The sequence below is a fragment of the Thauera sp. 2A1 genome (assembly GCF_009469595.2).
GTDB lineage: Bacteria > Pseudomonadota > Gammaproteobacteria > Burkholderiales > Rhodocyclaceae > Thauera.
Genome location: NZ_SSXV01000011.1, coordinates 1 through 20,122, shown reverse-complemented (window position 1 = coordinate 20,122; position 20,122 = coordinate 1). Strand labels below are relative to the sequence as shown.

Annotated in this window: 23 protein-coding genes and 1 other RNA gene; 18 read left to right on the top strand and 6 right to left on the bottom strand. The window is 66.9% G+C overall.

Translation table 11 applies throughout. The features are described from left to right. Nucleotides 1–111: 111 nt before the first annotated feature. From GH664_RS11630 to GH664_RS11565, 14 genes are all read left to right on the top strand, one after another. Nucleotides 112–306, top strand: coding sequence for a hypothetical protein (locus GH664_RS11630; protein ID WP_194270394.1), 195 nt, complete (start codon nt 112–114; stop codon nt 304–306). Then, nucleotides 287–1,096, top strand: a complete 810-nt coding sequence (locus tag GH664_RS11625) for a lysozyme (RefSeq protein ID WP_194270393.1) — start codon at nt 287–289, stop codon at nt 1,094–1,096. The genes GH664_RS11630 and GH664_RS11625 overlap by 20 nt, the downstream gene beginning before the upstream one ends. Continuing rightward, nucleotides 1,093–1,611 carry a hypothetical protein gene (locus GH664_RS11620; protein ID WP_153168238.1) on the top strand — a complete coding sequence of 173 codons (519 nt, stop codon included), beginning with the start codon at nt 1,093–1,095 and terminating at the stop codon, nt 1,609–1,611. The genes GH664_RS11625 and GH664_RS11620 overlap by 4 nt, the downstream gene beginning before the upstream one ends. Beyond that, on the top strand, nt 1,608–1,832 hold the full coding sequence (locus tag GH664_RS11615; RefSeq protein WP_153168237.1) for a TraR/DksA family transcriptional regulator: 225 nt from the start codon (nt 1,608–1,610) through the stop codon (nt 1,830–1,832). Before GH664_RS11620 ends, GH664_RS11615 begins: the two co-directional genes overlap by 4 nt. Before the next feature lies 1 nt (nt 1,833). Next, on the top strand, nt 1,834–2,136 hold the full coding sequence (locus GH664_RS11610) for a DUF2730 domain-containing protein (protein WP_153168236.1): 303 nt from the start codon (nt 1,834–1,836) through the stop codon (nt 2,134–2,136). Between the two features lie 7 nt (nt 2,137–2,143). Continuing rightward, nucleotides 2,144–2,434 (top strand): ArsR family transcriptional regulator, encoded by a 291-nt coding sequence (locus GH664_RS11605; protein WP_153168235.1) that lies wholly within the window; start codon nt 2,144–2,146, stop codon nt 2,432–2,434. Between the two features lies 1 nt (nt 2,435). Then, nucleotides 2,436–2,996 (top strand): phage protein Gp27 family protein, encoded by a 561-nt coding sequence (locus GH664_RS11600; protein ID WP_153168234.1) that lies wholly within the window; start codon nt 2,436–2,438, stop codon nt 2,994–2,996. Between the two features lie 288 nt (nt 2,997–3,284). Further along, nucleotides 3,285–4,694 (top strand): terminase family protein, encoded by a 1,410-nt coding sequence (locus GH664_RS11595; protein ID WP_153168233.1) that lies wholly within the window; start codon nt 3,285–3,287, stop codon nt 4,692–4,694. Next, a complete protein-coding gene (locus GH664_RS11590; protein ID WP_228111481.1) occupies nt 4,687–6,225 on the top strand; it encodes a DUF935 domain-containing protein in 1,539 nt (512 codons plus the stop codon). Before GH664_RS11595 ends, GH664_RS11590 begins: the two co-directional genes overlap by 8 nt. A gap of 32 nt (nt 6,226–6,257) precedes the next feature. Next, on the top strand, nt 6,258–6,557 hold the full coding sequence (locus GH664_RS11585) for a hypothetical protein (RefSeq protein ID WP_153168232.1): 300 nt from the start codon (nt 6,258–6,260) through the stop codon (nt 6,555–6,557). Next, complete coding sequence (locus GH664_RS11580; protein ID WP_153168231.1) at nt 6,557–7,255, top strand: DUF2786 domain-containing protein; 699 nt, start codon at nt 6,557–6,559, stop codon at nt 7,253–7,255. Before GH664_RS11585 ends, GH664_RS11580 begins: the two co-directional genes overlap by 1 nt. Then, nucleotides 7,252–7,434 (top strand): hypothetical protein, encoded by a 183-nt coding sequence (locus GH664_RS11575; protein ID WP_153168230.1) that lies wholly within the window; start codon nt 7,252–7,254, stop codon nt 7,432–7,434. Before GH664_RS11580 ends, GH664_RS11575 begins: the two co-directional genes overlap by 4 nt. After that, entirely contained in the window at nt 7,431–8,768 is a 1,338-nt protein-coding gene (locus tag GH664_RS11570) for a phage minor head protein (RefSeq protein WP_153168229.1), read from the top strand. The genes GH664_RS11575 and GH664_RS11570 overlap by 4 nt, the downstream gene beginning before the upstream one ends. Before the next feature lie 128 nt (nt 8,769–8,896). After that, entirely contained in the window at nt 8,897–9,529 is a 633-nt protein-coding gene (locus tag GH664_RS11565) for a phage virion morphogenesis protein (protein WP_153168228.1), read from the top strand. 223 nt (nt 9,530–9,752) lie between these two features. Here the strand turns inward: GH664_RS11565 and GH664_RS11560 are convergent, their stop codons facing one another. The 6 genes from GH664_RS11560 to GH664_RS11535 all read right to left on the bottom strand — a co-directional run bounded on the left by GH664_RS11560 (nt 9,753) and on the right by GH664_RS11535 (nt 17,011). Beyond that, complete coding sequence (locus tag GH664_RS11560; RefSeq protein WP_228111480.1) at nt 9,753–10,103, bottom strand: hypothetical protein; 351 nt, start codon at nt 10,101–10,103, stop codon at nt 9,753–9,755. 85 nt (nt 10,104–10,188) lie between these two features. Next, on the bottom strand, nt 10,189–11,400 hold the full coding sequence (locus GH664_RS11555) for a hypothetical protein (protein WP_153168227.1): 1,212 nt from the start codon (nt 11,398–11,400) through the stop codon (nt 10,189–10,191). A 4-nt stretch (nt 11,401–11,404) separates the two neighbouring features. Continuing rightward, nucleotides 11,405–13,849, bottom strand: coding sequence for an EAL domain-containing protein (locus GH664_RS11550; protein WP_194270392.1), 2,445 nt, complete (start codon nt 13,847–13,849; stop codon nt 11,405–11,407). 116 nt (nt 13,850–13,965) lie between these two features. Continuing rightward, complete coding sequence (locus tag GH664_RS11545) at nt 13,966–15,348, bottom strand: malonyl-CoA decarboxylase (RefSeq protein WP_153168225.1); 1,383 nt, start codon at nt 15,346–15,348, stop codon at nt 13,966–13,968. Nucleotides 15,349–15,489: 141 nt separating this feature from the next. Then, nucleotides 15,490–16,287, bottom strand: coding sequence for a prolipoprotein diacylglyceryl transferase (lgt, locus tag GH664_RS11540; RefSeq protein ID WP_153168224.1), 798 nt, complete (start codon nt 16,285–16,287; stop codon nt 15,490–15,492). A 19-nt stretch (nt 16,288–16,306) separates the two neighbouring features. Continuing rightward, nucleotides 16,307–17,011: a YceH family protein gene (locus GH664_RS11535; protein ID WP_153168223.1), complete on the bottom strand. Its 705-nt coding sequence runs from the start codon at nt 17,009–17,011 to the stop codon at nt 16,307–16,309. 137 nt (nt 17,012–17,148) lie between these two features. Here GH664_RS11535 and ilvD point away from each other — a divergent pair, with 137 nt between their 5' ends. From ilvD to ssrS, 4 genes are all read left to right on the top strand, one after another. Then, nucleotides 17,149–18,999: a dihydroxy-acid dehydratase gene (gene ilvD / locus GH664_RS11530; RefSeq protein ID WP_153168222.1), complete on the top strand. Its 1,851-nt coding sequence runs from the start codon at nt 17,149–17,151 to the stop codon at nt 18,997–18,999. A 98-nt stretch (nt 19,000–19,097) separates the two neighbouring features. Then, the gene (locus GH664_RS11525) at nt 19,098–19,292 is read left to right on the top strand and encodes a hypothetical protein (RefSeq protein WP_153168221.1); all 195 of its coding nucleotides are present in this window, start codon (nt 19,098–19,100) and stop codon (nt 19,290–19,292) included. A 4-nt stretch (nt 19,293–19,296) separates the two neighbouring features. Beyond that, nucleotides 19,297–19,599, top strand: a complete 303-nt coding sequence (locus GH664_RS11520) for a cell division protein ZapA (protein WP_153168220.1) — start codon at nt 19,297–19,299, stop codon at nt 19,597–19,599. Nucleotides 19,600–19,624: 25 nt separating this feature from the next. Next, a non-coding RNA gene (ssrS, locus tag GH664_RS11515) (6S RNA) lies at nt 19,625–19,806 on the top strand. Nucleotides 19,807–20,122: the final 316 nt, after the last annotated feature.

The following is a 20,122-nucleotide window of genomic DNA, read 5'->3' as shown; positions in this document are numbered from 1 at the left end:
CTGCCATCGGACATACCGAGGCGTGCCGCGCATCCTCTCCCGCGCGCGCGACGCATCACCATTGAAGCTCTTCATTTAAGCCGCACCCGCTCCAGCCGCGATCCTGACGGCATGGACACCACCGATCCCCCGCCCCGTTGCGGCACGTGCAAGCGCTTTGCGCGCCATGCCGACGACCGGCTTTCGGCGGTGTCCGGCTTTGGCAACTGCGCGCTGCTGCCCCGCTGGAAGTACGTTTCCGCCCCGCGCCGTTGCCGTTTCGATCCACCGAAATGGGAGCGCACGCATGCAGTTGCCAAAACGTGATCTGCCGTGGCCGATCGCCTGGGAGGGCGTGGCCGAGATCGCCCGTAGCGAGGGCTGCCGGCTGACGGCCTACCGTGACGTCGTCGGCGTGCCGACCATCGGCTGGGGCCGCACGCGCGATGTGGTGATGGGCATGAAGCAGACCCAGGCGGAAGCCGATGCGGATCTGCTGCATGAACTGCAGGTGCTCGCCGACGAGGTGCGCGCCTGCCTGACGCAGCCGGCAAGCGCCAGCGAGCTGGGGGCGATGGTTTCGCTGGCCTACAACATCGGAATGGGCTGGCGTGGCACGAAACGGCCGAAGGGGGCGAAGGATGGCTTTCGCCAATCGACCGTGCTGCGCGCACACAACCACGGCGACCGTGCGGCGGCGGCGCGCGCCTTTGCGTTGTGGAACAAGGCCGGCGGCCAGGTGGTGAATGGGCTGGTGGCGAGGCGTGCGCGCGAGGCGGCGCTGTATCTGACGCCCGCGGCCGACGACCTGAACGCTGCGGCTGCGCTGGCGCGCAGTTGGGGCGCGGGCGTGCCCGAGGCGCTGGAGCCGAGCGCACCGGCCACGCCCGAGGCCGAGGCGGAAAGCACCCTGAAGCGCTCCCCCATCGCCCAGTCCGGCGTGGTGTCGATTGCAACGGGCGTGCTGGCGGCAGCCAGCGGGTTGTCTTCCGAGTTGCGCCAGGTGGCCGATGGACTGGGCGTGAATCCCCTGCTGGTGGTGGCCGCGGTGGCGCTGGGCGTGGGCGCGGTGGTGATTGCGCAGCGCTGGAAGCAGCGGCGGGAGGGCTGGGCGTGATCGATGTCTTTCCGCTGAAGTCCTGGGCGTGGGTGGCCGTGTTGCTGCTGTGCATTGCGTTGGTCGGGGGCGGGGCAGCCGGCGCGGCGGTGATGGCGTGGCGCAAGAACGCCGAGATTGCGGACCTGCGCGCCGATGCGGCCCGTCGCGAGGCACAGATTGCCGAGCAGGCGAGCCGCGCCCTGCTCGAGGCGCAGACGCGCGGCGATGCGTTGAGCCGCCAGCTTACGGCCGCGGCTCGCGCGGCTTCCCGATTGAGAAAGGAGCGCGACGATGCGGTGCGGACTGCCACGACGGGCCGTGTGTGCCTTGACGCTGATGCTTTGCGGGTGCTCGACGGTGCCCCCGGCCTTGCCGTTGCATTGCCCACCGCCGCCAGCGGCACTGCTGGAGCGGATGGGGCCATTGCCACCGATACCGACCTCGCCCGCTGGGCACTCGCCGCCGGCGAGCAGTACGAGGCCTGCCGCGGACGGCTCGGCGCGCTGATCGAGTTCCACGAGGGCGCACGGTGACGGACATCTTCGACCGCGCGCAGGACCTCGACGCGACGATGCGCGAGGCGGCGATTGCCGAACAGCGTGCAAGGGTCGGCCACGGGCCGGCCCTGACGCATTGCGAAGACTGTGGCGACGAGATCCCCGCGGCACGGCGTGCGGCGGTGGCCGGCTGCCGGACGTGTATCCACTGCCAGGCGCTGCGCGAGCGCGAGGCCGGCGGCTTGAGACGAGAGTGACATGGACGTACAGGACCTCAACTTTTCCTTCGAGGCGACGCGGTGGCTGATCACCGGGGCGATCGGCATCTATTCGTGGCTGATCGGCCGGCAGGCGGCGAGCGCGAAGGAGATGCTGGAGCTGCGTACGCGGATCACCACGCTGGAGGCGGAGATCCGCCAGGTGCCGAACCATTCGCACATCAACGAATTGATGGGGCGGCTGGAACGGGTGGATGCACGGCTGGAAGGGGTGGTGGATGCGATGCAGCCGCTGAGCCGGAGCCTGGACCGCATCAACGATTACCTGTTGCAGCACAAGTGAGGGCGCGATGAGCTTTTCCGATTACCTGCGCAAGGATGTTCGCCTGGTGACGCTGCGCATCCTGGCCGAGATGCCGGGCTTTCGAGCGAACAGTTCGGTGATTGCCAACGTGCTGCACCAGTTCGGGCACGTGGCGACGCGCGACCAGGTGAAGACCGAGCTGCGCTGGCTGGCCGAGCAGGGGCTGGTCACGCTCGACGAGGCCGGATCGGTGCTGGTGGCGACGCTGCAGGAGCGTGGCCAGGACGTGGCCGAGGGCCGCGCCGTGGTGGATGGCGTGGCGCGGCCGAGGGCCTGACATGGGCCGCAAATCGACCGTCGATAAGCAGTCGCCCGGCGTGCGGGCGCACATCCTGCGCCGCCTGCGCGAGAACCGCCTGACGCTCGACGAGCTGATCGCCGATCTGCATGCGACGTTCCCCGACGCTGCGGCCAGCGGCGAGCTGCCCAGCCGCAGCGCGCTGCACCGCTTTGGCCAGGGCGTGCAGGAGATCGTGGCCCACGAGCGCGAAATGGCCGCCGCGGCCGAAGCGCTGGTGGCCGAACTGGGCGAGGAGTTCGACGCCAAGAGCGGCGCACTGCTGGCGCAGGCGGTGACCACGCTGGCGAGCAAGACGGCGATGAATGCGATCCAGTCGGACCAGGCGCTGGAGATCAGCGACGTGCTTGACCTGGCGCGGGCGGCGAAAGCGGCGCAGGAGGCGCGCAGCCTGAACCTGCGCGAGCGCCAGGCGGTGGCGAAAACGGCGCGCGAGAAGCTGCTCGAGGAGCAGAAGGCGAAGCTCGAGGCGATGGGCAGCAAGGGCGGCGTGACGGAAGACACCAAGCGGGCGATCCGCGAGGCGCTGGGGATCGTGTGATGCCTTGCTACACGATCCGACTGAGAGATGGCACGCCTGGCTTTCTGTGCGGCAAGTTTGGGCAGCACTGCGCGGCCGAGAAGTGCGCGGACGTATCAGGGTTCTTGTGCGATTACCCCGTTGGCGAGGGGCGTACGTGCGATCTCCCGCTTTGCGCAAGCCACGCATACGAAGTAGCGCCAAACGTCCACTACTGTCCGGGACATCTCGTGCTGTGGAGGGAGTTTCGAAGAAACGGCTGGGTTGAGCGCGAACTCACGAACGTCACACCATTCGAGGGCCGCTGACATGGCGGCAGCAAAAGGCAACGCACGCATCATCCCCGCCGTCACGGAGGCCATCTTCCTGCCGTTTCAGGCGAAGTGGATCCAGGACACGTCGCGCCTGAAGCTGATGGAGAAGTCGCGCCAGATCGGCATCAGTTGGTCAACGGCCTATGGCGCCGTGGAGCGCGCGGCGGCCCAAGGGGCGCGCCACGACGAATGGGTGAGCAGCCGCGACGACATCCAGGCGCGCCTCTTCATTGAGGACTGCAAGCTGTGGGCGCGCGTCATGGACCTGGCCGCGAAGGACCTCGGCGAGCAGGTAATCGACCCAGAGAAGAAACTCAGCGCCTACGTGCTGCAGTTCGCCAGCGGGCGGCGCATCCACAGCATGAGTAGCAACCCCGACGCGCAGGCGGGCAAGCGCGGCAGCCGCATCCTGGACGAGTTCGCCCTGCATGCTGACCAGCGCAAGCTGTGGGCGATCGCCTATCCCGGCATCACCTGGGGCGGGAACATGGAGATCGTGAGCACGCACCGCGGCTCGCACAGCTTCTTCAACGGGCTGATCCGCGAGGTGCGCGAGAAGGGCAACCCGAAGCGCATCAGCCTGCACCGGGTGACGCTGCAGGACGCGCTCGAGCAGGGCTTTTTGTACAAGCTGCAGCAGGCGCTGCCGGCCGATGCCGAGCAGCAGGCGATGGACGAGGGGGCTTACTTCGACTTCGTGAAGAAGGGCGCGGCCGACGAGGAATCGTTCGACCAGGAATACATGTGCATTCCGGCCGACGACGACGCCAAGTTCCTGGAATACGGGCTGATCACCGGCTGCGAGTACAGCGCCGGTACCGACTGGCAGCGCGGCCTTGAGGGGCCGTTCATCGGCCGGGTGTATTGCGGCGTGGACATCGGCCGCAAGAAGGACCTGACCGTGCTGTGGGTGGTGGAGGAACTCGGTGACGTGCTGTACACGCGCCACGTCGAGGTGCTGGAGCGCATGCGCAAGAGCGAGCAGGAGGCGGTGCTGTGGCCGTGGTTCGCGATCGCCGACCGCATCTGCATCGACGCCACGGGCATGGGCATCGGCTGGGCCGATGACGCGCAGGACGCGTTCGGCGAGCACCGGGTGGAGGCGGTCAATTTTTCCGCCCAGGTGAAAGAGGCGCTGGCCTACCCGCTGAAGGGGGCAATGGAAGACCGCAAGCTACGCATCCCCGAGGACGGGACGATCCGCGCCGACCTGCGCAAGGTGCAGAAGGTGACCACGAGCGCGGGCAACGTGCGCTTCGTGGCAGAGAGCACGCCAGACGGCCACGCCGACCGCTTCTGGGCGCTGGCGCTGGCAAAGCACGCTGCATCGAACCCCGCGGCACCGATCGAATACATGAGCGCGTTCCCGCGCGGTGCCGACATCCAAGGATTCCTGCATGGCTGAGAAGAAGACGAAACCGGCCGCGCCGGTGCTCGACACGGAAGTGGCCAACCGGCTGCGCGACCCATTCGAAACGACCTGGATGGGGGTGCTGCAGACCAGCGATCCGCTGCTGCTGGAGAAGGGCGACCCGAACGGCGAGCTGTACCGCGATCTGAAGCGTGACGGGAAGGTTTTCGCCGGCCTGCAAAAGCGTCAGTTGGCGCTGATTTCGCGCCCGTGGCAGGTGGAGCCGGTGGAGGATGGCGACGCGGGCACCGCCGACGCGGAGATCGTGACCGACATCCTGAAGCAGTGCGCCTTCGACCAGGTGTGCCGCGACCTGATGGACGCCCTGCTGCGCGGCTTTGCGGTGAGCGAGATCGTGTGGACGGTGCGCGACGGCCGGATCGTGCCCGACCGGGTGGTGAAGCGCGCGCAGCGCCGCTTCAAATTCGTGCAGCAGGACGAAAACGCCCCGCCGGCACTGCGGCTGCTGACGCGCGAAAACATGCTGACGGGGGTGGAACTGCCCGCGCGCAAGTTCATCGTGCATCGGGTCAATCCAGAGGATGACAACCCCTACGGCACCGGCCTGGGGCTGCAGCTCTATTGGCCGGTGTTCTTCAAGCGCAAGGGCATCATCGCCTGGAACAAGCTCAACGACCGCTTCGGCAGCCCGACGCCCTGGGGCAAGTACCCGCGCAACGCCGGCCCCAAGGAAAAGGGCACTCTGTTCGATGCGCTGCGGGCGATCAGCAACGACGGCGTGGTGATGACGCCCGAGGGGATGGAGATCGAGCTGCTGGAAAGCAAGCTGACGGGCACGATCTCGACTCAGGAATCGCTGTGCAACTTCATGGACGACTGGATCGCCGAGGTGCTGCTCGGCCAGGAGCCGCGCGCAGGCGGCGGCGGGGCGCTGGCGGCCGCGAGCAAGGAACGCACGGCGGTGCGGCTCGACCTGGTGCAGGCCGACAGCGATCTGCTGAGCGATACGCTCAATCGGACTCTGATCCGCTGGATCTGCGAGCTGAACGGGCTGGCGGCGTGCCTGGTGTATCGCGTGATCGCGGAAGAAGAGGACCTGAAGGCGAGCAGTGAGACGGACAAGAACGTTTCCGAGATGGGCTTCGAGCTCAACCTGGATGCGGTGCGGGCGAAGTATGGCGAGGGGTGGGAGAAGAAGGCCCCGCCGCCGGCGCCCGTGGCGCCAGGGCAGCCCCCCGGCGCCGCCGTTCCCGTTGCCGACAACGCGAAACCGGGTGGCGCGCAACCGGAAGGAGCGACGGCGAGCTTTGCCGAAGCCGCCCAGGCCGGCGGCCAGAAGGCGATCGACGACGCGATCGTGGCGATTCCCGATGCCGAGCTGCAGGCGGCCATGGCCGGTCTGATGGAGCCGCTGCTGGCGGCGATCGATGCGGCCGACAGTTTCGAGGAAGCCCTGGCTGCGGCTGAAGCGGCCTATCCGCAGATGAACACCGTGAAGCTGCAGTCGCTGCTGGCGCGGGCGATGTTCGGGGCGGAAGCGTTTGGGCGGCAGGAAGCCGCGTAGCACGACGTAAGCGACGAGGACAAGCGATGGGCATGGATACGTACCTGCGGGGCCTCAACCTGGATGCGCTGCGTGCCGCACGCAGCCGGGCCGATGAGCTGATCAAGGTGCGCGAAGCGGAAGCGCGACTCGGGGTGTGGGTGGTGGAAGGCCATCTACTGACTTTGCGGCGATTCCCCGAAGCCGACTACCTGAGGGCAGCCGAGGCCGTGCTCCAGGAGGCTCAGATCCTGGCTCAGATCGAGCCGAAGCCGTTTCGCCGCACGTTGTCGCTGACCTACAAGCTGATGCCTGAATCTGAATACGCAGTGCAATTTGGTGGGAAAAGCTGATGAATTCAAACGACCGCATTCTCGACAAGATCCGGAAGTGCATGGCCCTGTCGGCCTCGAGCAACGAAGCGGAGGCCGCTGCAGCGCTTCGGCAGGCGCGCGCCTTGATGGACAAGCACGGGATTAGCGCCGACGACGTGCTGGCGTCGGAGGCAGGTTTTGCCGAAGTGAGGGCTGGTGCGTTGTCGCGACCAGCCAATTGGGAAGCCGCGCTTGCTGGACGGGTCGGGCTCGTTTTCGGCTGCAGAGTGATCTTCTCAAGAACGGCGCGGGGCCGCCTGTCTTCCTGGGTTTTCATAGGGACAGGGGCAAACTACGACGTCGCCACCTATTGCTTTGACGTGCTTTTCCGTCAGGTGAAAAAGGCCAGAGCTGAGCATATCAAGACAGCGCTAAGGCGCTGCAAGGCGACTACGAAGACGCGGCGCGCGGATCTGTTCTGCGAAGGCTGGGTGGCGACGGCAGTCGGCAAGCTGGATGCAATGGTGCTCGGGGAGCGGGATCAGCAGGCGCTCGACGCCTTCATTGCGCAGCGTTTCCCGTCGCTCCGCGACCTTCATGCCATGGACCGGAATGCAGGGAAGAAGACATTGAGCGATCGGGACTACAACGACTACGCTGCCGGACGTGTCTCGGGTCGCACTGCCGAATTGAATCGGGGTGTCGGAGCGGATGGCGCTCCGCTCGCGCTCGAATGAGCAGCAAACGCGCCATCCGCCGGAGATCCTGCAGCCGCAAGATCCGGCACGACACCGAAGCCGCCGCCCGTGAGCACATCGGGCAACTGCACAAGCGCAGGGGCTGGCAGGGCTACATGAACGCCTATCGCTGCAGCTTCTGCGGCGGCTGGCACGTGGGCCACGGGGGCCGCCCATGAGTCCGCTGCGCGCCCGGCTCGACCTGGAGCCGGCGGATGCCATCCGCTTCTTCGAGGCCAAGGGAGAGCAGCTCGCGTGGGACTACACCGATGTGTGGCGCGAGGCGAACGTGCATGCCTTCACGGTGGCCAAGGCCACGTCGCTCGAGGTGCTGCGCACGATCCGCGCCGAGGTCTCGAAGGCGATCGGGACGGGAGGGACGTTCCAGGACTTCAAGCGCACGCTGCAGCCGCGGCTTCAGGATCTGGGCTGGTGGGGTGCCAAAGAGGTGCTGGACGCAGACACCGGCGAGCTCACCCGCGCGCAGCTCGGCAGCGTGCGCCGCCTGCGCACGATCTACCAGACCAACGTGCAGACGGCCTACATGGCCGGGCGCTTCAAGGGCTACACAGCGAATGCCGCCGACCGCCCCTTCTGGCGCTACGTGGCGATCATGGACGGCCGCACCCGCCCGACGCATGCCGCCCTCAACGGGAAGGTGTGGCGCCACGACGACCCGATCTGGAAGGTGATCTGGCCGCCGAACGGCTGGGGCTGCCGCTGCAGGGTGACGGCGCTGGCGCAGCAGGATTTCGAGGATCTCGGCGTGCCGCTCGAGGACGGCAGCGATGCGATCGTAGAGACGCAGGTGGTGCTGAACAAGGCCGGCGACACGGCGACGGTGAAGGGCGTCCGCTACCGTGACGAGAACGGCAAGGCGATGGTGTTCCGCCCCGATCCGGGATGGGACTACAACCCGGGTGAGGCGTGGTCGCTGTTCGACCCGGCCGGGTTCAAGGGCGAGGCGGTGGAGGTGCCGTCGATCACGCCGAAGCCCGCCGTCGGGGTGATCAAAACACTGGCGGGACAGCAGCTCTGGTCTGATTTCGGCTTGCCCGATCTGCGCGATGTAACCACAGCAAGGCTGCCAGCTCCGGAGTTGCTGCCATCTGTTGCGGATCGCGAGCAAGCGGTGCAATTGATGCTGGACGCCTTGCTGCCCGCCGGGATGCGGATGCGATCGGTGGCGACGCCAATCGGTGAGGTGGTGATCCGCGCTGAGTTGCTACCGCACATTGTCGAGAAGGTCGAAAACGGCCGCGAGCGCTACGCCAACTACATCATCCCTGCACTCGAGAATCCGCTGGAGATCTGGCAAACGGCGTATTCGGACGGCAGCTACCGCAAGCGCTACATCGCGCTGTTCGAAGGGCGCAGCGACGTGCTGCTGATCGTCCGCGAGAACCGCGACGGCTCACTCTTCTGGGAGCTGTACAACATGATGAATGCGGAGGCTCGGCGGCTGAACAAGCTCCGAGAGGGGGTCCCACTGTATCGGCGCGAGGCGGGATAACGTGACGGGGAGTCGTGCGCGCCGGTCCCATCCTCCGGCTTTTCTCGGCTGCCTCGGAATCCCTACCGCCGGTCAAAGGGGCTCGTCCCTACCGGTTTCGCGCGGCGCGCACTGATTCAGGATAGGCCATGATCGAGATCGAAATCAATTCGCGTGAGGTGCAGGCGCGGATAGACGAGGCGGCGACGAAGTTGGAGAACATGCGCCCGCTGATGCAACGCATCGCCGGCGTGCTCGAGCACGAAACCGAGGCCAACTTCGCCGCCCAGGGCCGGCCACATTGGGCCCCGCACTCGAAGGCGACCATCGCCGCGAGGATGAAGCGAAACAAGGGCAGCAGCGTCCTGAAGATCCTGCAGGACCGCGGCATCCTGGCCAGCAGCATCAGCACCGCCTTCGGCGACGATTTCGCCCAGATCGGCGTCGGCGGCGCCGCGCGCGACTACGCCGCCATCCACCAGTTCGGCGGCACCATCGACCGCGCCCCCCAGTCCAGAAAGACCCGCCTGCGCACCGACGCCAAGGGCAACCTGGTGCGCCAGGGCGACGAAGGCAGCGCCAAGGGCCGCGCCGTCTTCGCCAAGGACCGCCACAAGCGCGTCCGCGAAACATGGAACACGGTCGGCCCCTACCAGATCACGATCCCCGCGCGGCCCTACCTACCCTTCACGGGCTCAGGCCCCGCCGCGCGACTTCAGCCCGAGGCCGAGCGCTCTGTTCTCGACGCGATTCAGCGCATGCTCGCCGAGGTCCTTGGCTGACTTATCCACAACCTCGGCGACCCGCCCGCCGTCTTTCCCCCTGCACAACACATTTGCAGAGTCCCCAGTTCTAAATCCGGATATTTCCCGCTACGTCCCGGATTTATCTCGCCGACGGCCCTTCGAATATCTCACTCGTTCTTATGCGCGGGCGTGAAGGCGGGCGTTCCATTCCCGCAGGTTCGCGGCCATTGCGGGGGCGGCTTGTTGAGGCCGTGCTGCCTCAGGGCAGCTTGAGCAGCACGCGCAGGCGGGGGTTGATCTGTCCGTCGGGGAGGTAGCCGATTGCCGCGCCATCGTTGGACAGCAGGGTGGGCAGGTCGTCTGCGCTCTTCGCTTCGCGCGGCGGGAGCGCCCGCCCGGTGAACACCTGGCGCGACCAGTAGGCACGGATCTGGTTGGGGTTCTTGCCGGTCAGGAGCTCGTAGAAGCGGTCGCGCGTCGGGCCGCCAGGCAGATCGTACAGGGTGACCGCGGTGCCGTCGCTCAGCGTCGTGCGGCGGCCCAGATAGAGCTGGCTTGCCTCTTCCGCCGTCAAGGCGGGAATGCCGCTCGCGGCCGAGGTGACGAGCACGACCTCGGCTGCGTGAGCGGTCGTTGCTGCGAAAGCGAGAGCGCCCGCGAGGGACAGGGTGGTCCGTCGCAGGCGGCAACGGATCCTAGAATGTGACATCGACGGACAGGCTCAGGATGTTGATCGATCGTCCACCCATGCGGCTGGCGGCGGCCTCGCTCGAGGGGTCGAAGGTTCCCCAGGCGTTGGCGTCGGTGCGGGCACGAGTGAATTCCGCCTTCATCGCAGCGTTGCTGCGAACGTCCCAGCGAACACCCGCGGTGACGCTGTGCTGGGCAAGGTTGCGCGAAGCGTTGAAACCGGAAATCAATTCCGCAAGGCCGGGCAGCGGTGGGAGGCTGCGTACGTCCTCCATATCCACCACCGCCGCGTCCTGGATGTGGCGTGCGACGACCATGTAAGGCATCACGGTACCGAAACGGTGGCCTGCGGTGAGCTGCCAGCCGTGGGCGCTGTTCGCATAGCGGTCGGCCTGCCGGCGCGCATATTCGCCGATCACCAGCCAGCGCCCGTCGTCCCATTGAAAGCCGGCCGAGCTGAAGCGGGTGGTGCCGTCATTCCCTGCCATGCGAGCGACGATGCCGTCCCGGCCCAGGTCGCGGAGCGCGGGTGCAAGTGCGGTGTAGAAGGGATCCTGCCAGTTGATTTCGAGCCTGGCCTCGGCGTGTCCCAGATGAACCGACAGATCCCCATGCGAAAGCGTCAGGTTCGCCCCCGCAACGCGTTTGAGGCGTGCCTTGGTGTCGGGATACAGGGAGATGCGGCTGGTGCCGAAGAAGGGATGAAGCTCGATGTCGGTTTCACCCGCTCGCACGCGGTACAGCAGGTCGATTCCGTCGAGGTCGGCAAACGGGCTCAGGCCATAGACCTCTTCGGGGGGGCGCACCCAGGGATGAGCGTAGTTGATGTTGAGCGAGTCGGACTGCATGAAGAAGGGAATGCGCAGCCTGCCGGCACGGGCGGAGAGCTCGGGTGTGACCTGGTGGCTCAGGAAGGCCAGGGTCGGCCGCGGCGCGTAGTTGCCCTTGGTGTTCTCACGACTGACGACCTGCACGACGGCCGAGCTCGACTCGCCCAGGCGAAGGTTGCCCTGTACGCCGAGCACCGAGTCGGGGCCGGTGTCCGGCCTCTCGGTGCCCGGCCGGTCGATGCCGACGCGGGTGAAGCGCATGTCGGCCTTGTCGGTGGCAACGACGCCGAGGGTGGCAAATCCGGACAGGGTGAGGGCCTGGAGGTCATCGCTCGCGCTTGCTGACAGCGCCCACATCGCCAGCGCCGGGATGGTTGCCCATTTCATTCGATCATGCCCCCAGTGGCATCTTGTTCTTCAGCAGGTTCAGTGTGCTTTCTGCGTCCATCGGTCGTGCGAACAGATAGCCTTGCCCAAAGTTGCAGCCCATGTCGCGCAACAGCATGGCCTGGTCTTCGGTCTCGATGCATTCGGCAACGACGGTCATGCCGAGGTCATGAGCGAGTTCGATGCTGCGCGCAACGATCGCACGCAGGCGCTCGTCGACCGTGATCGAGCGCACGAAGGAACCATCGAGCTTGACCTGGTCGCAGGGAATGGTGTGAAGGTAGCTCAAGGTGGAGTAGCCCGTGCCGAAGTCGTCGATGAGGATCTCGACGCCGGCGTCGCGCAGCCGGTGCAGCGTTCGCGCAGCCGGGCCGCCGGGATGGGCGAGCACGCTCTCGGTGATCTCGAAGCGGACGGTGCTGCGCGGCAGTTCGCTGGCGTCGATCACCGCCAGCAGTTCCTCGGCGAGCTGCGGCCGGGACAACTGGCGGGCCGAGAGATTGACCGCCACGCGCACCGGGACGGCCTGCGGATCGCCTTGCATCCAGGCGCGGATGTCGCGACAGGTCATGGCCAGGACCTGCATGCCGAGGTCGTGGATGAGATCGAGGGTTTCGGCCAGCGAGATGAATTCGTTCGGCGGCAGCAGGCCCTGTGTCGGATGGGGCCAGCGCACCAGCGCCTCGAAACTGGCGATGCGCCGGTCGGAGAGCGATACGATGGGCTGGTAGTGGACCGTCAGGCCGCCTTCACGCAAGGCGGCACGCAGGTCGACCTCCAGCTTCAGGGAGCGGATCGCCTGTGCGTGCATGGACGTGTGGAAGAACTCGACCGGCGAGCTCTCGCTGCGCCTGGCCTTGTGCAGGGCGTTGTCGGCGTCGCGCAACAGGGCTTCGGCATCGTCGCGCTCCGTGCCGCTCATGGCGATGCCGATGCGGCAATGGGGGTGCAGTTCGCCCTCGGCCGATGGGGTGGCGAAGGCGGGCAGTTCGACCAGGGCTTCGGCGATGCGCAACGCCTCGGTCGAATGCGAGACTCCGTTCAACAGCACGGCGAACTGGTCGCCGCCGACGCGCGCGGCGACATCGCCCTCGCGCGCGGTGGCGACGATGTGCTCGGCGGCGCGGCGCAGCAACTCATCGCCCACCGCATGGCCGTAGCTGTCATTGACGAGGCTGAAGCGCTCGATGTTGATCGCCAGCACCGCGAACTGGTAGCGCTCGTCACGGCGCTGCTGGCCGATCGCGCGCGTCACATGCTCGATGAACAGTGCGCGGTTGGGCAGGCCGGTGAGCCCGTCGTGGAGGGCGTCGTGGATCAGTCGCTGCTCGGCGCGCTTGCGCAGGTGAATGTCGCCGATGGAGCCCGCCATGCGCACCGCGCGCCCCTTCTCGTCGCGTTGTGCGACGCCGCGCGTCAGCACCCAGCGAAAACTGCCGTCCGGCTGCCGTACGCGGTGTTCCAGCATGAACTGGCTCGTCACCCCGCTCAGGTGTGCCAGCACCTTTTCCTTGTAGGTCTCGACTTCGTCCGGATGCAGGTAGGGCAGGATGCCTTCCGGGTCGCTGGGCAGGGAGCCCGGCGGCAGGCCGAGGATCTCGCAGGAGCGGTCGGAAAAATAGATGGTGCGCCCCGGGATGTCCCAGTCCCACAAGCCGTCGTTGGCGCCGCGCATCGCCAACGCATAGCGTTCCTCGCTCGACTTGAGCTGCCTGGAGGTTTCCTCGATCTCGCCGATGCGCTGCTTCAGCGTCTTCGCCATGATGTTGAAATGGCGGGCGAGGACCGCGAGCTCGTCGTTGCCGTTGGCGGGGAGGTGATGGTTGAAGTTCCCGTCGGCGATCGCCTTGCTGCCGGCCAGCAGGCGGCCCAGGTTGTGCGTGAGCAGGTAGCCGATGGCCGACAGCAGCACGAAGGTGAGCGCGATCTCCACCAGCGAGATGATCGCGCCCTGCTCGATGATGGCCTTGCGTGCGGCCGCGAGGATCGAGACCGAGACGCCGAACTGCAGGAAGCCGATCTCGTTGCGTGGCAGCAGCAAGGGCCGGCGCACGTGGATGATCTTGTGCGTCGAGATGTCTTCCAGCGCCCCTTCGTCGGCGATGGAGGGGGCAGGCAGGTGGCGCAGCTCGGGCATCCCGGCGCTCAGCAGGGTGCGGCTGTTCGGCGCGACGATGCGCACGTAAACCAGCCCTTCATTCGAATCGCTGAGCAGTTCGCCGAGGATGTCCTCGAGTTCGCCGTAGCGCTGCTGGTCGCCATACGACACCGCCATCGCGTGCAGCATGCTGGCGTTCTGGCTGACGAGCGTCTCCAGGCTCGCCGAGGCGGCGTTGTTCATCAGCCGCACGCTGTTGGCAAGCAGCAGCGTCAGCAGCACGACCTGCACTGCGGTGCTGGCGAGCAACAGGCGGAAGCGGATGGATGAATGCCTGAAAGGCAGGCGCACGCGCTTTTCTCCGGGGGCCGCCGCAGCGGACGGATCCCGCCAGGCGCTTGCAGAATAGCCCATACCGCCGGCGTATGCGCCGGAATGTCTGCCGGGCGAGGTGTCGTGTCGCGCCGTCACGAACGCCCCTGTCTGCGCACTGCCGCCGCCGCGTCGACGCGCCCTTCGGCGGCGAAAGCCTCGACGTTGGCTTCGATGCGGTCAGGATCGTAAAGGTAGTTGACCATCAAGCCCCACGACTGGCTCAGGCCCTTGTGCGAGGTGTCCGCGAGCCAGTTCAGCCGCTCGATGCGTGCGCCGTTGCCGAGATGGAAGCGGGCCACGGCGTCGGCCGGCTTGTCGTCCCGCTTCGCGTTCAGAAGGTAATGCGCCGCCAGGCGCGTCAGCGGTTCGCGCAAGGCGCGCACGAGGGCGTGGTCCTGCACCCAGTCGCTGGCCCCGCCGAGCAGCGCCCGCAGGTGCGGCGAGTCGGGGCCGTCGACGCCGGCGGCGGCCAGTCTCTTCCAGTCCGCGCCGGCCAACACCTGAGCGCACTCGGCCGGATTGCGGCTCGCCCAGCGCGCAAGGCCCGGAATCGGCGACAGGGTCGAGAAGGTCTTCAGGCGCGGGAAGTCGCGTTGCAGGTCCTCGACCACCCGCTTGAGCAGAAAATTGCCGAAGGACACCCCGCGCAGGCCTTCCTGCGTGGACGTGATCGAGTAGAAGATCGCCGTGCTGGCGCGACTCGAATCGGCCAGCGGCGCCTCGATGTCGAGCAGCTGCTGCACGTTGTCGGCGAGCTCGTCTACCAGCGCGACCTGAACGAAGATCAGCGGCTCGAGCGGCATGCGCGGATGGAAGAAGGCGTAGCAGCGGCGGTCGGAATCGAGGCGGTTCTTGAGGTCGTCCCACGAGCGGATCTCGTGCACCGCCTCGTATTTGACGAGCTTCTCCAGCAGTGCGGCCGGCGACTGCCAGGTGATGCGCTGCAGTTCGAGAAAACCCACGTCGAACCAGGCGCTGAGGCGCCCTTCGAGCTCGCGGTCGAGCGGCTTCAGCAGCGGGTCGTCGCTGAGGTAGCGCAACAGGTCAGCGCGCAGGTCAACGAGGAATTTGACGCCCTGCGGGATGGCGTTGAACTGGGTCAGGATGCGCAGCCGCCGCGAGCGCATTGCCGCGCGCAGGTCGGCTTCCGCATCCCACTGGCGGTCGCTGCCGACGGCCTTCTGGTAGGCGCGGTGCGCGTCCGCCACGCGCGCCGGATCGGGACCGAACTCGAGCGCGATCATGCGCAGGAAGGCGTGCCGGCCCTCGTCGTTGAGCCGCAGGTAGGTTTCTGCCAGGCGTGCTGCGCGCTGCCGGGTGGACACTTCGCCGCCGCGGCTCTCCGCGCATTCTTGCAACTGCTGGCGGATGCGCTCGATGTCACGCTCCGAGGGCGCCCGCACGCGCGTCGGCGACCCCGACATCAGGGCCCGCACCTTGGAAAGGCTGCGCGAAAACAGATCCCCCGCGGTCATTGTGTGTCTCCCCTCGTGCTTGCAGTTGCATCAATTTGGGCACACATGTTAACCGCAAAGGCGGGGACTCTCCTGTGCACAATGCCCGCACTGCCGCCCACCGCGGCAGATGCCAACCGGCTGCCGCGTCCCGGCGGCAGTTCAGCGCGTCGCCGGTCGTCGTGCTGCGGCGGCGAGCATGAAGACACCAACCAGAATCATGGGCACACACAACCACTGCGCGGTGGACAAGCCCAGCCACAAGGTGCCGAAAATGCCGGCGTCCGGCGTGCGGAAAAATTCTGCAATGAAGCGCAGGCAGCCGTAGCCGGCCAGGAAGGCTGCCGAAACGGCGCGCAACGGACGCGGTCTTGCGGCGTAAAGCCACAGGATCATGAAGAGCAGCAGGCCCTCCCCTGCAGCCTGGTATAGCTGCGATGGATGCCGTGGCACCGCGTCCACCCACGGGAAGATCATCGCCCACGGCAGATCGCCCGACACCGGACGGCCCCACAACTCCCCGTTGATGAAGTTGCCGATACGTCCCGCCGCCAGCCCGGTGGGCACCAGCGGCGCGATGAAGTCGGTGATCTCCCAGAATCCCTTGCCGTGGCGGCGGCCATACAGCCACATGGCCACCAGCACGCCGAGGAATCCGCCATGGAAGCTCATGCCGCCCTTCCAGACTGCGGCGATTTCCGCCGGATGGCTGAAGTAATAGCCCGGCTGGAAGAACAGCACTTCGCCGAGGCGGCCACCGACGATGACGCCGATCACACCGTAGAACAGCAGATCGTCGATCATCGTCGCGTTCCAGCCGAGCTCGGGGCGGCGGCGGGCATGCACGCGGCCGAGCACGATGAACAGCACGAAGGCGACGAGGTACATGAGCCCGTACCAGCGTACCGAGACGGGGCCGATGGAAAGGGCGATGGGGTCGAACTGGGGATGGATCAGCATCGGGCCGGGTGGGCTGGCGTCAGTTGAACTGCTGGCGGAAGGCGTCGAATTCGCTGCGCAGGGCGTCCAGGTCGCCGCGCAGGCGGGCGACCTCCTCCTCGAGTTCGACGATGCGGTTGCGACCGGAAGCGCCGGCGGTGGTTCCACTCGCCTGCGCCTCGGCCATTTCCTCGAGCAGCGCGGTGCCGCCGAGCAGGTGCATGTGGCGGATCTCCTTGGTACCGGGCGCGCGCGGCAGCGTCGCCACCATGGGCGGGAATTTCTCGGCGAGGTGCTCGAGCACCGACTCGACCGCGGCGATGTCGTCGAAGCGGTGCAGGCGCTCGCAGCGCTGGCGTATCTCGCCCGCGGTCTGCGCGCCGCGCAGCATCAATGTGGCCAGCACGGCCTGCTCCGGCGGCGGCAGTGAATGGCGCACGCGCACCAGGTGTTCGTACTTGGCCACGCGCGCACCGGCCTGGTCGCGGCGCGACACCAGCTTGCGCGCCATCAGGCTGTCGATGGCAGACTGCGCCTCACTTTCGCTGATGGCCATCACCGGCTCGCGCGCGGTGAGCTGGTTGCTGCCGGTGACGATGGCGTTGATCGACAGCGGATAGGCGTCGGGCGTGACGAAGGCCTTCTCGATCAGCACGCCGAGAACGCGGAGCTCGATCGGGTCGAGGTCGAAGCCTTCGGCAGTGGTGTCCGGGGTCGTGGCGGGTGCGGCGTTGTGGGCTTCCATGGTGGCTCCGGAGGGGATGGCTGACAGGGCAGGGATGATACGCAGGGCGGGGCTGTCCCTGCCACCGCGAGCGCGTGACCGGTCGGACGCCCGGGGTTAGAATCCAGAGCCTTCCCGCAGATCTTCCGGAGCGCCCCATGCCCCAGTACCGTTCCCGCACCTCCACCGCCGGCCGCAACATGGCGGGCGCCCGCGCCCTGTGGCGCGCCACCGGCATGAAGGATGGCGACTTCGAGAAGCCGATCATCGCGATCGCCAACAGCTTCACCCAGTTCGTGCCCGGCCATGTGCACCTGAAGGACCTCGGCCAGCTCGTCGCGCGCGAGATCGAGTCCGCCGGCGGCGTCGCCAAGGAATTCAACACCATCGCGGTCGATGACGGCATCGCCATGGGCCACGGCGGCATGCTGTACTCGCTGCCCTCGCGCGAACTCATCGCCGACAGCGTCGAGTACATGGTGAATGCCCACACCGCCGACGCGCTGGTGTGCATCTCGAACTGCGACAAGATCACCCCTGGCATGCTGATGGCCGCGATGCGCCTCAACATCCCGGCGATCTTCGTCTCGGGCGGGCCGATGGAAGCGGGCAAGGTGAAGTGGGAGGCCAAGGTCATCTCGCTCGACCTGGTCGATGCGATGGTCAAGGCCGCCGACAAGCACTGCTCGGACGAGGAGGTCGATGCCATCGAGCGCTCCGCCTGTCCGACCTGCGGTTCGTGCTCGGGCATGTTCACCGCGAACTCGATGAACTGCCTCACCGAGGCGCTCGGCCTGTCGCTGCCCGGCAACGGCACCACGCTCGCCACCCACGCCGACCGCGAGCGCCTGTTCCGCGAGGCCGGCCGCCGCATCGTCGGCCTCGCCAAGCGCTATTACGAGCAGGACGATGCCTCCGTGCTGCCGCGCTCGATCGCCAGCTTCCGTGCCTTCGAGAACGCGATCAGTCTCGACGTGGCGATGGGCGGCTCGACCAACACCGTGCTGCACTTGCTCGCCGCCGCGCGCGAGGCCGGGGTCGACTTCACGATGAAGGACATCGACCGCATCAGCCGCCACGTGCCCTGCCTGTGCAAGGTGGCGCCGGCCATCGCCGACGTGCACATCGAGGACGTGCATCGTGCCGGCGGCATCATGTCCATCCTCGGCGAGCTCGACCGCGCCGGCCTGCTGCACACCGACGTGCCCACCGTGCATAGCGCCAGCATGGGCGAGGCGCTCGACAAGTGGGACATCAAGCGCACGGCCGACGAGGCGGTGCACACCTTCTACCGCGCCGCGCCCGGTGGCGTGCCCACCCAGGTCGCCTTCAGCCAGGACCGGCGCTGGAAGGAGCTCGACACCGACCGCACGCACGGCATCATCCGCGACAAGGCGCACGCCTTCACCGCCGACGGCGGCCTCGCCGTGCTCTACGGCAACATCGCCGAGAAGGGCTGCATCGTGAAGACCGCCGGCGTGGACGAGTCCATCTGGAAGTTCACCGGCAAGGCCCGCGTGTACGAGAGCCAGGAGGACGCGGTCGACGGCATCCTCGGCGAACAGGTGCAGGCGGGCGACGTGGTGGTGATCCGCTACGAAGGTCCCAAGGGTGGCCCCGGCATGCAGGAGATGCTGTACCCGACCTCCTACCTCAAGAGCCGCGGGCTGGGCGCGCAGTGCGCGCTGCTCACCGACGGCCGCTTCTCCGGCGGCACCTCGGGGCTGTCGATCGGTCACGCCTCGCCCGAGGCGGCCTGCGGCGGCGCGATCGCGCTTGTCGAGGACGGCGACACGATCGAGATCGACATCCCGAACCGCCGTATCCACCTCGCCATCGACGACGCCGAGCTCGCCCGCCGCCGCGCCGCGATGGAGGCGAAGGGGGCTGCAGCGTGGAAGCCGGTCAAGCGCGAGCGCCTCGTCTCGGCCGCGCTGCAGGCCTACGCTGCGCTCACCACCTCGGCCGACACCGGCGCGGTGCGCGACGTCACCCAGGTCCAGCGCTGAGGCACGGCGACCCGCCGGTGCGGCACGCCCGCGCCGGTGAGCAAGGCACTTCCGGCGGCGTATTGACCGCTTCTCTTCCCCCCTTCTACCATCAACGCATGGATGCCGAACTCAACCAGCTTGAAGCCCAGCTCGAGCAGCTCATCAGCCTTCACGGCGCGCTCAGGGCGGAAAACCTGTCGCTGCGCGCCCGCCTCGTGAAGCTCGAAGCCGAAAACCACCAACTGTCCGAAAAGGTGCGGCGTGCCGCCGAGCGCCTGGAGGCGGTGCTGAACAAACTGCCGGAGGCCTGAGCACGTGGCGACCGATTACCTCGACATCGTTCTGCTGGGCAAGGAATACCGCGTGTCCTGCACGCCGGAAAACAAGGAGGCGCTGCGCTCCGCGGTGTCTTATGTGGATGGAAAACTCGTCGAACTGGCGGACAAGACGCATGCATCGGGCGAGCGTCTCGCGGTCATGACGGCGCTCAACATCGCCCATGAATTCCTCATGTACCAGCGCAGCGGCGGGTTTGACATGGCAGGCGCGAAGCGTAGAATCGGACTCATGAAAGCGCGCCTCGACGGGGTGCTGGCCCAGCAGGAAAAACTCTTCTGAGGGCCGGCCCGAGGCGACAAAGGTCAATCCCCTGCAGTGTTCGTTGAAGCCGTAGATTCCTTGAACCAATAGTCGAAAGACTTGGTTGCCTACCATGGATGCCGCGGTGTGCATGCCCCTCGCGGGTGAGCCTTAAGCGGAAGGAAAGCGACCTCCCTGAACCCCAGGTTCAGGATGCCCGGTGGAAACGGCACAGGCGGGGGGCCATTCATCAAGCGCGGCGAGAGCCGCGTTTTTTCTTTGTGCGCCCGGCAGGGCGCACTCACTTGGAGGTGAAAGTCCTCTACTCGCCCGGCAAGGGGAAGAGTTAGCTGAACGGCAAGGGTGTCGCGGGTAACTGCGAATCTGGAGGAAGCCGAAGGCAAAGCGCTGGCCTGACGAACAGGAAGCGGATACGAGGCGGCACAGCGGGGTAAGGCGGCGAATATCGTCAAAGCCCGAAACTTGCACGGAGCGCTGTGACGTATATCCGACAGGCATAAGCGTGAAGGTGGGTGCGTCATACCCGGGGAGATCCTCACGG

Coding starts and splice junctions, on each gene's coding strand:
- GH664_RS11555 (WP_153168227.1), bottom strand. CDS start 11,400: ATGAAATGGGCAACCATCCCGGCGCTGGCGATGTGGGCGCTGTCAGCA.
- GH664_RS11595 (WP_153168233.1), top strand. CDS start 3,285: ATGGCGGCAGCAAAAGGCAACGCACGCATCATCCCCGCCGTCACGGAG.
- GH664_RS11610 (WP_153168236.1), top strand. CDS start 1,834: ATGGACGTACAGGACCTCAACTTTTCCTTCGAGGCGACGCGGTGGCTG.
- GH664_RS11535 (WP_153168223.1), bottom strand. CDS start 17,011: ATGGAAGCCCACAACGCCGCACCCGCCACGACCCCGGACACCACTGCC.
- GH664_RS11570 (WP_153168229.1), top strand. CDS start 7,431: ATGAGTCCGCTGCGCGCCCGGCTCGACCTGGAGCCGGCGGATGCCATC.
- lgt (WP_153168224.1), bottom strand. CDS start 16,287: ATGCTGATCCATCCCCAGTTCGACCCCATCGCCCTTTCCATCGGCCCC.
- GH664_RS11625 (WP_194270393.1), top strand. CDS start 287: ATGCAGTTGCCAAAACGTGATCTGCCGTGGCCGATCGCCTGGGAGGGC.
- GH664_RS11590 (WP_228111481.1), top strand. CDS start 4,687: ATGGCTGAGAAGAAGACGAAACCGGCCGCGCCGGTGCTCGACACGGAA.
- GH664_RS11565 (WP_153168228.1), top strand. CDS start 8,897: ATGATCGAGATCGAAATCAATTCGCGTGAGGTGCAGGCGCGGATAGAC.
- GH664_RS11630 (WP_194270394.1), top strand. CDS start 112: ATGGACACCACCGATCCCCCGCCCCGTTGCGGCACGTGCAAGCGCTTT.
- GH664_RS11600 (WP_153168234.1), top strand. CDS start 2,436: ATGGGCCGCAAATCGACCGTCGATAAGCAGTCGCCCGGCGTGCGGGCG.
- GH664_RS11580 (WP_153168231.1), top strand. CDS start 6,557: ATGAATTCAAACGACCGCATTCTCGACAAGATCCGGAAGTGCATGGCC.
- GH664_RS11605 (WP_153168235.1), top strand. CDS start 2,144: ATGAGCTTTTCCGATTACCTGCGCAAGGATGTTCGCCTGGTGACGCTG.
- GH664_RS11585 (WP_153168232.1), top strand. CDS start 6,258: ATGGATACGTACCTGCGGGGCCTCAACCTGGATGCGCTGCGTGCCGCA.
- GH664_RS11525 (WP_153168221.1), top strand. CDS start 19,098: ATGGATGCCGAACTCAACCAGCTTGAAGCCCAGCTCGAGCAGCTCATC.
- ilvD (WP_153168222.1), top strand. CDS start 17,149: ATGCCCCAGTACCGTTCCCGCACCTCCACCGCCGGCCGCAACATGGCG.
- GH664_RS11545 (WP_153168225.1), bottom strand. CDS start 15,348: ATGACCGCGGGGGATCTGTTTTCGCGCAGCCTTTCCAAGGTGCGGGCC.
- GH664_RS11575 (WP_153168230.1), top strand. CDS start 7,252: ATGAGCAGCAAACGCGCCATCCGCCGGAGATCCTGCAGCCGCAAGATC.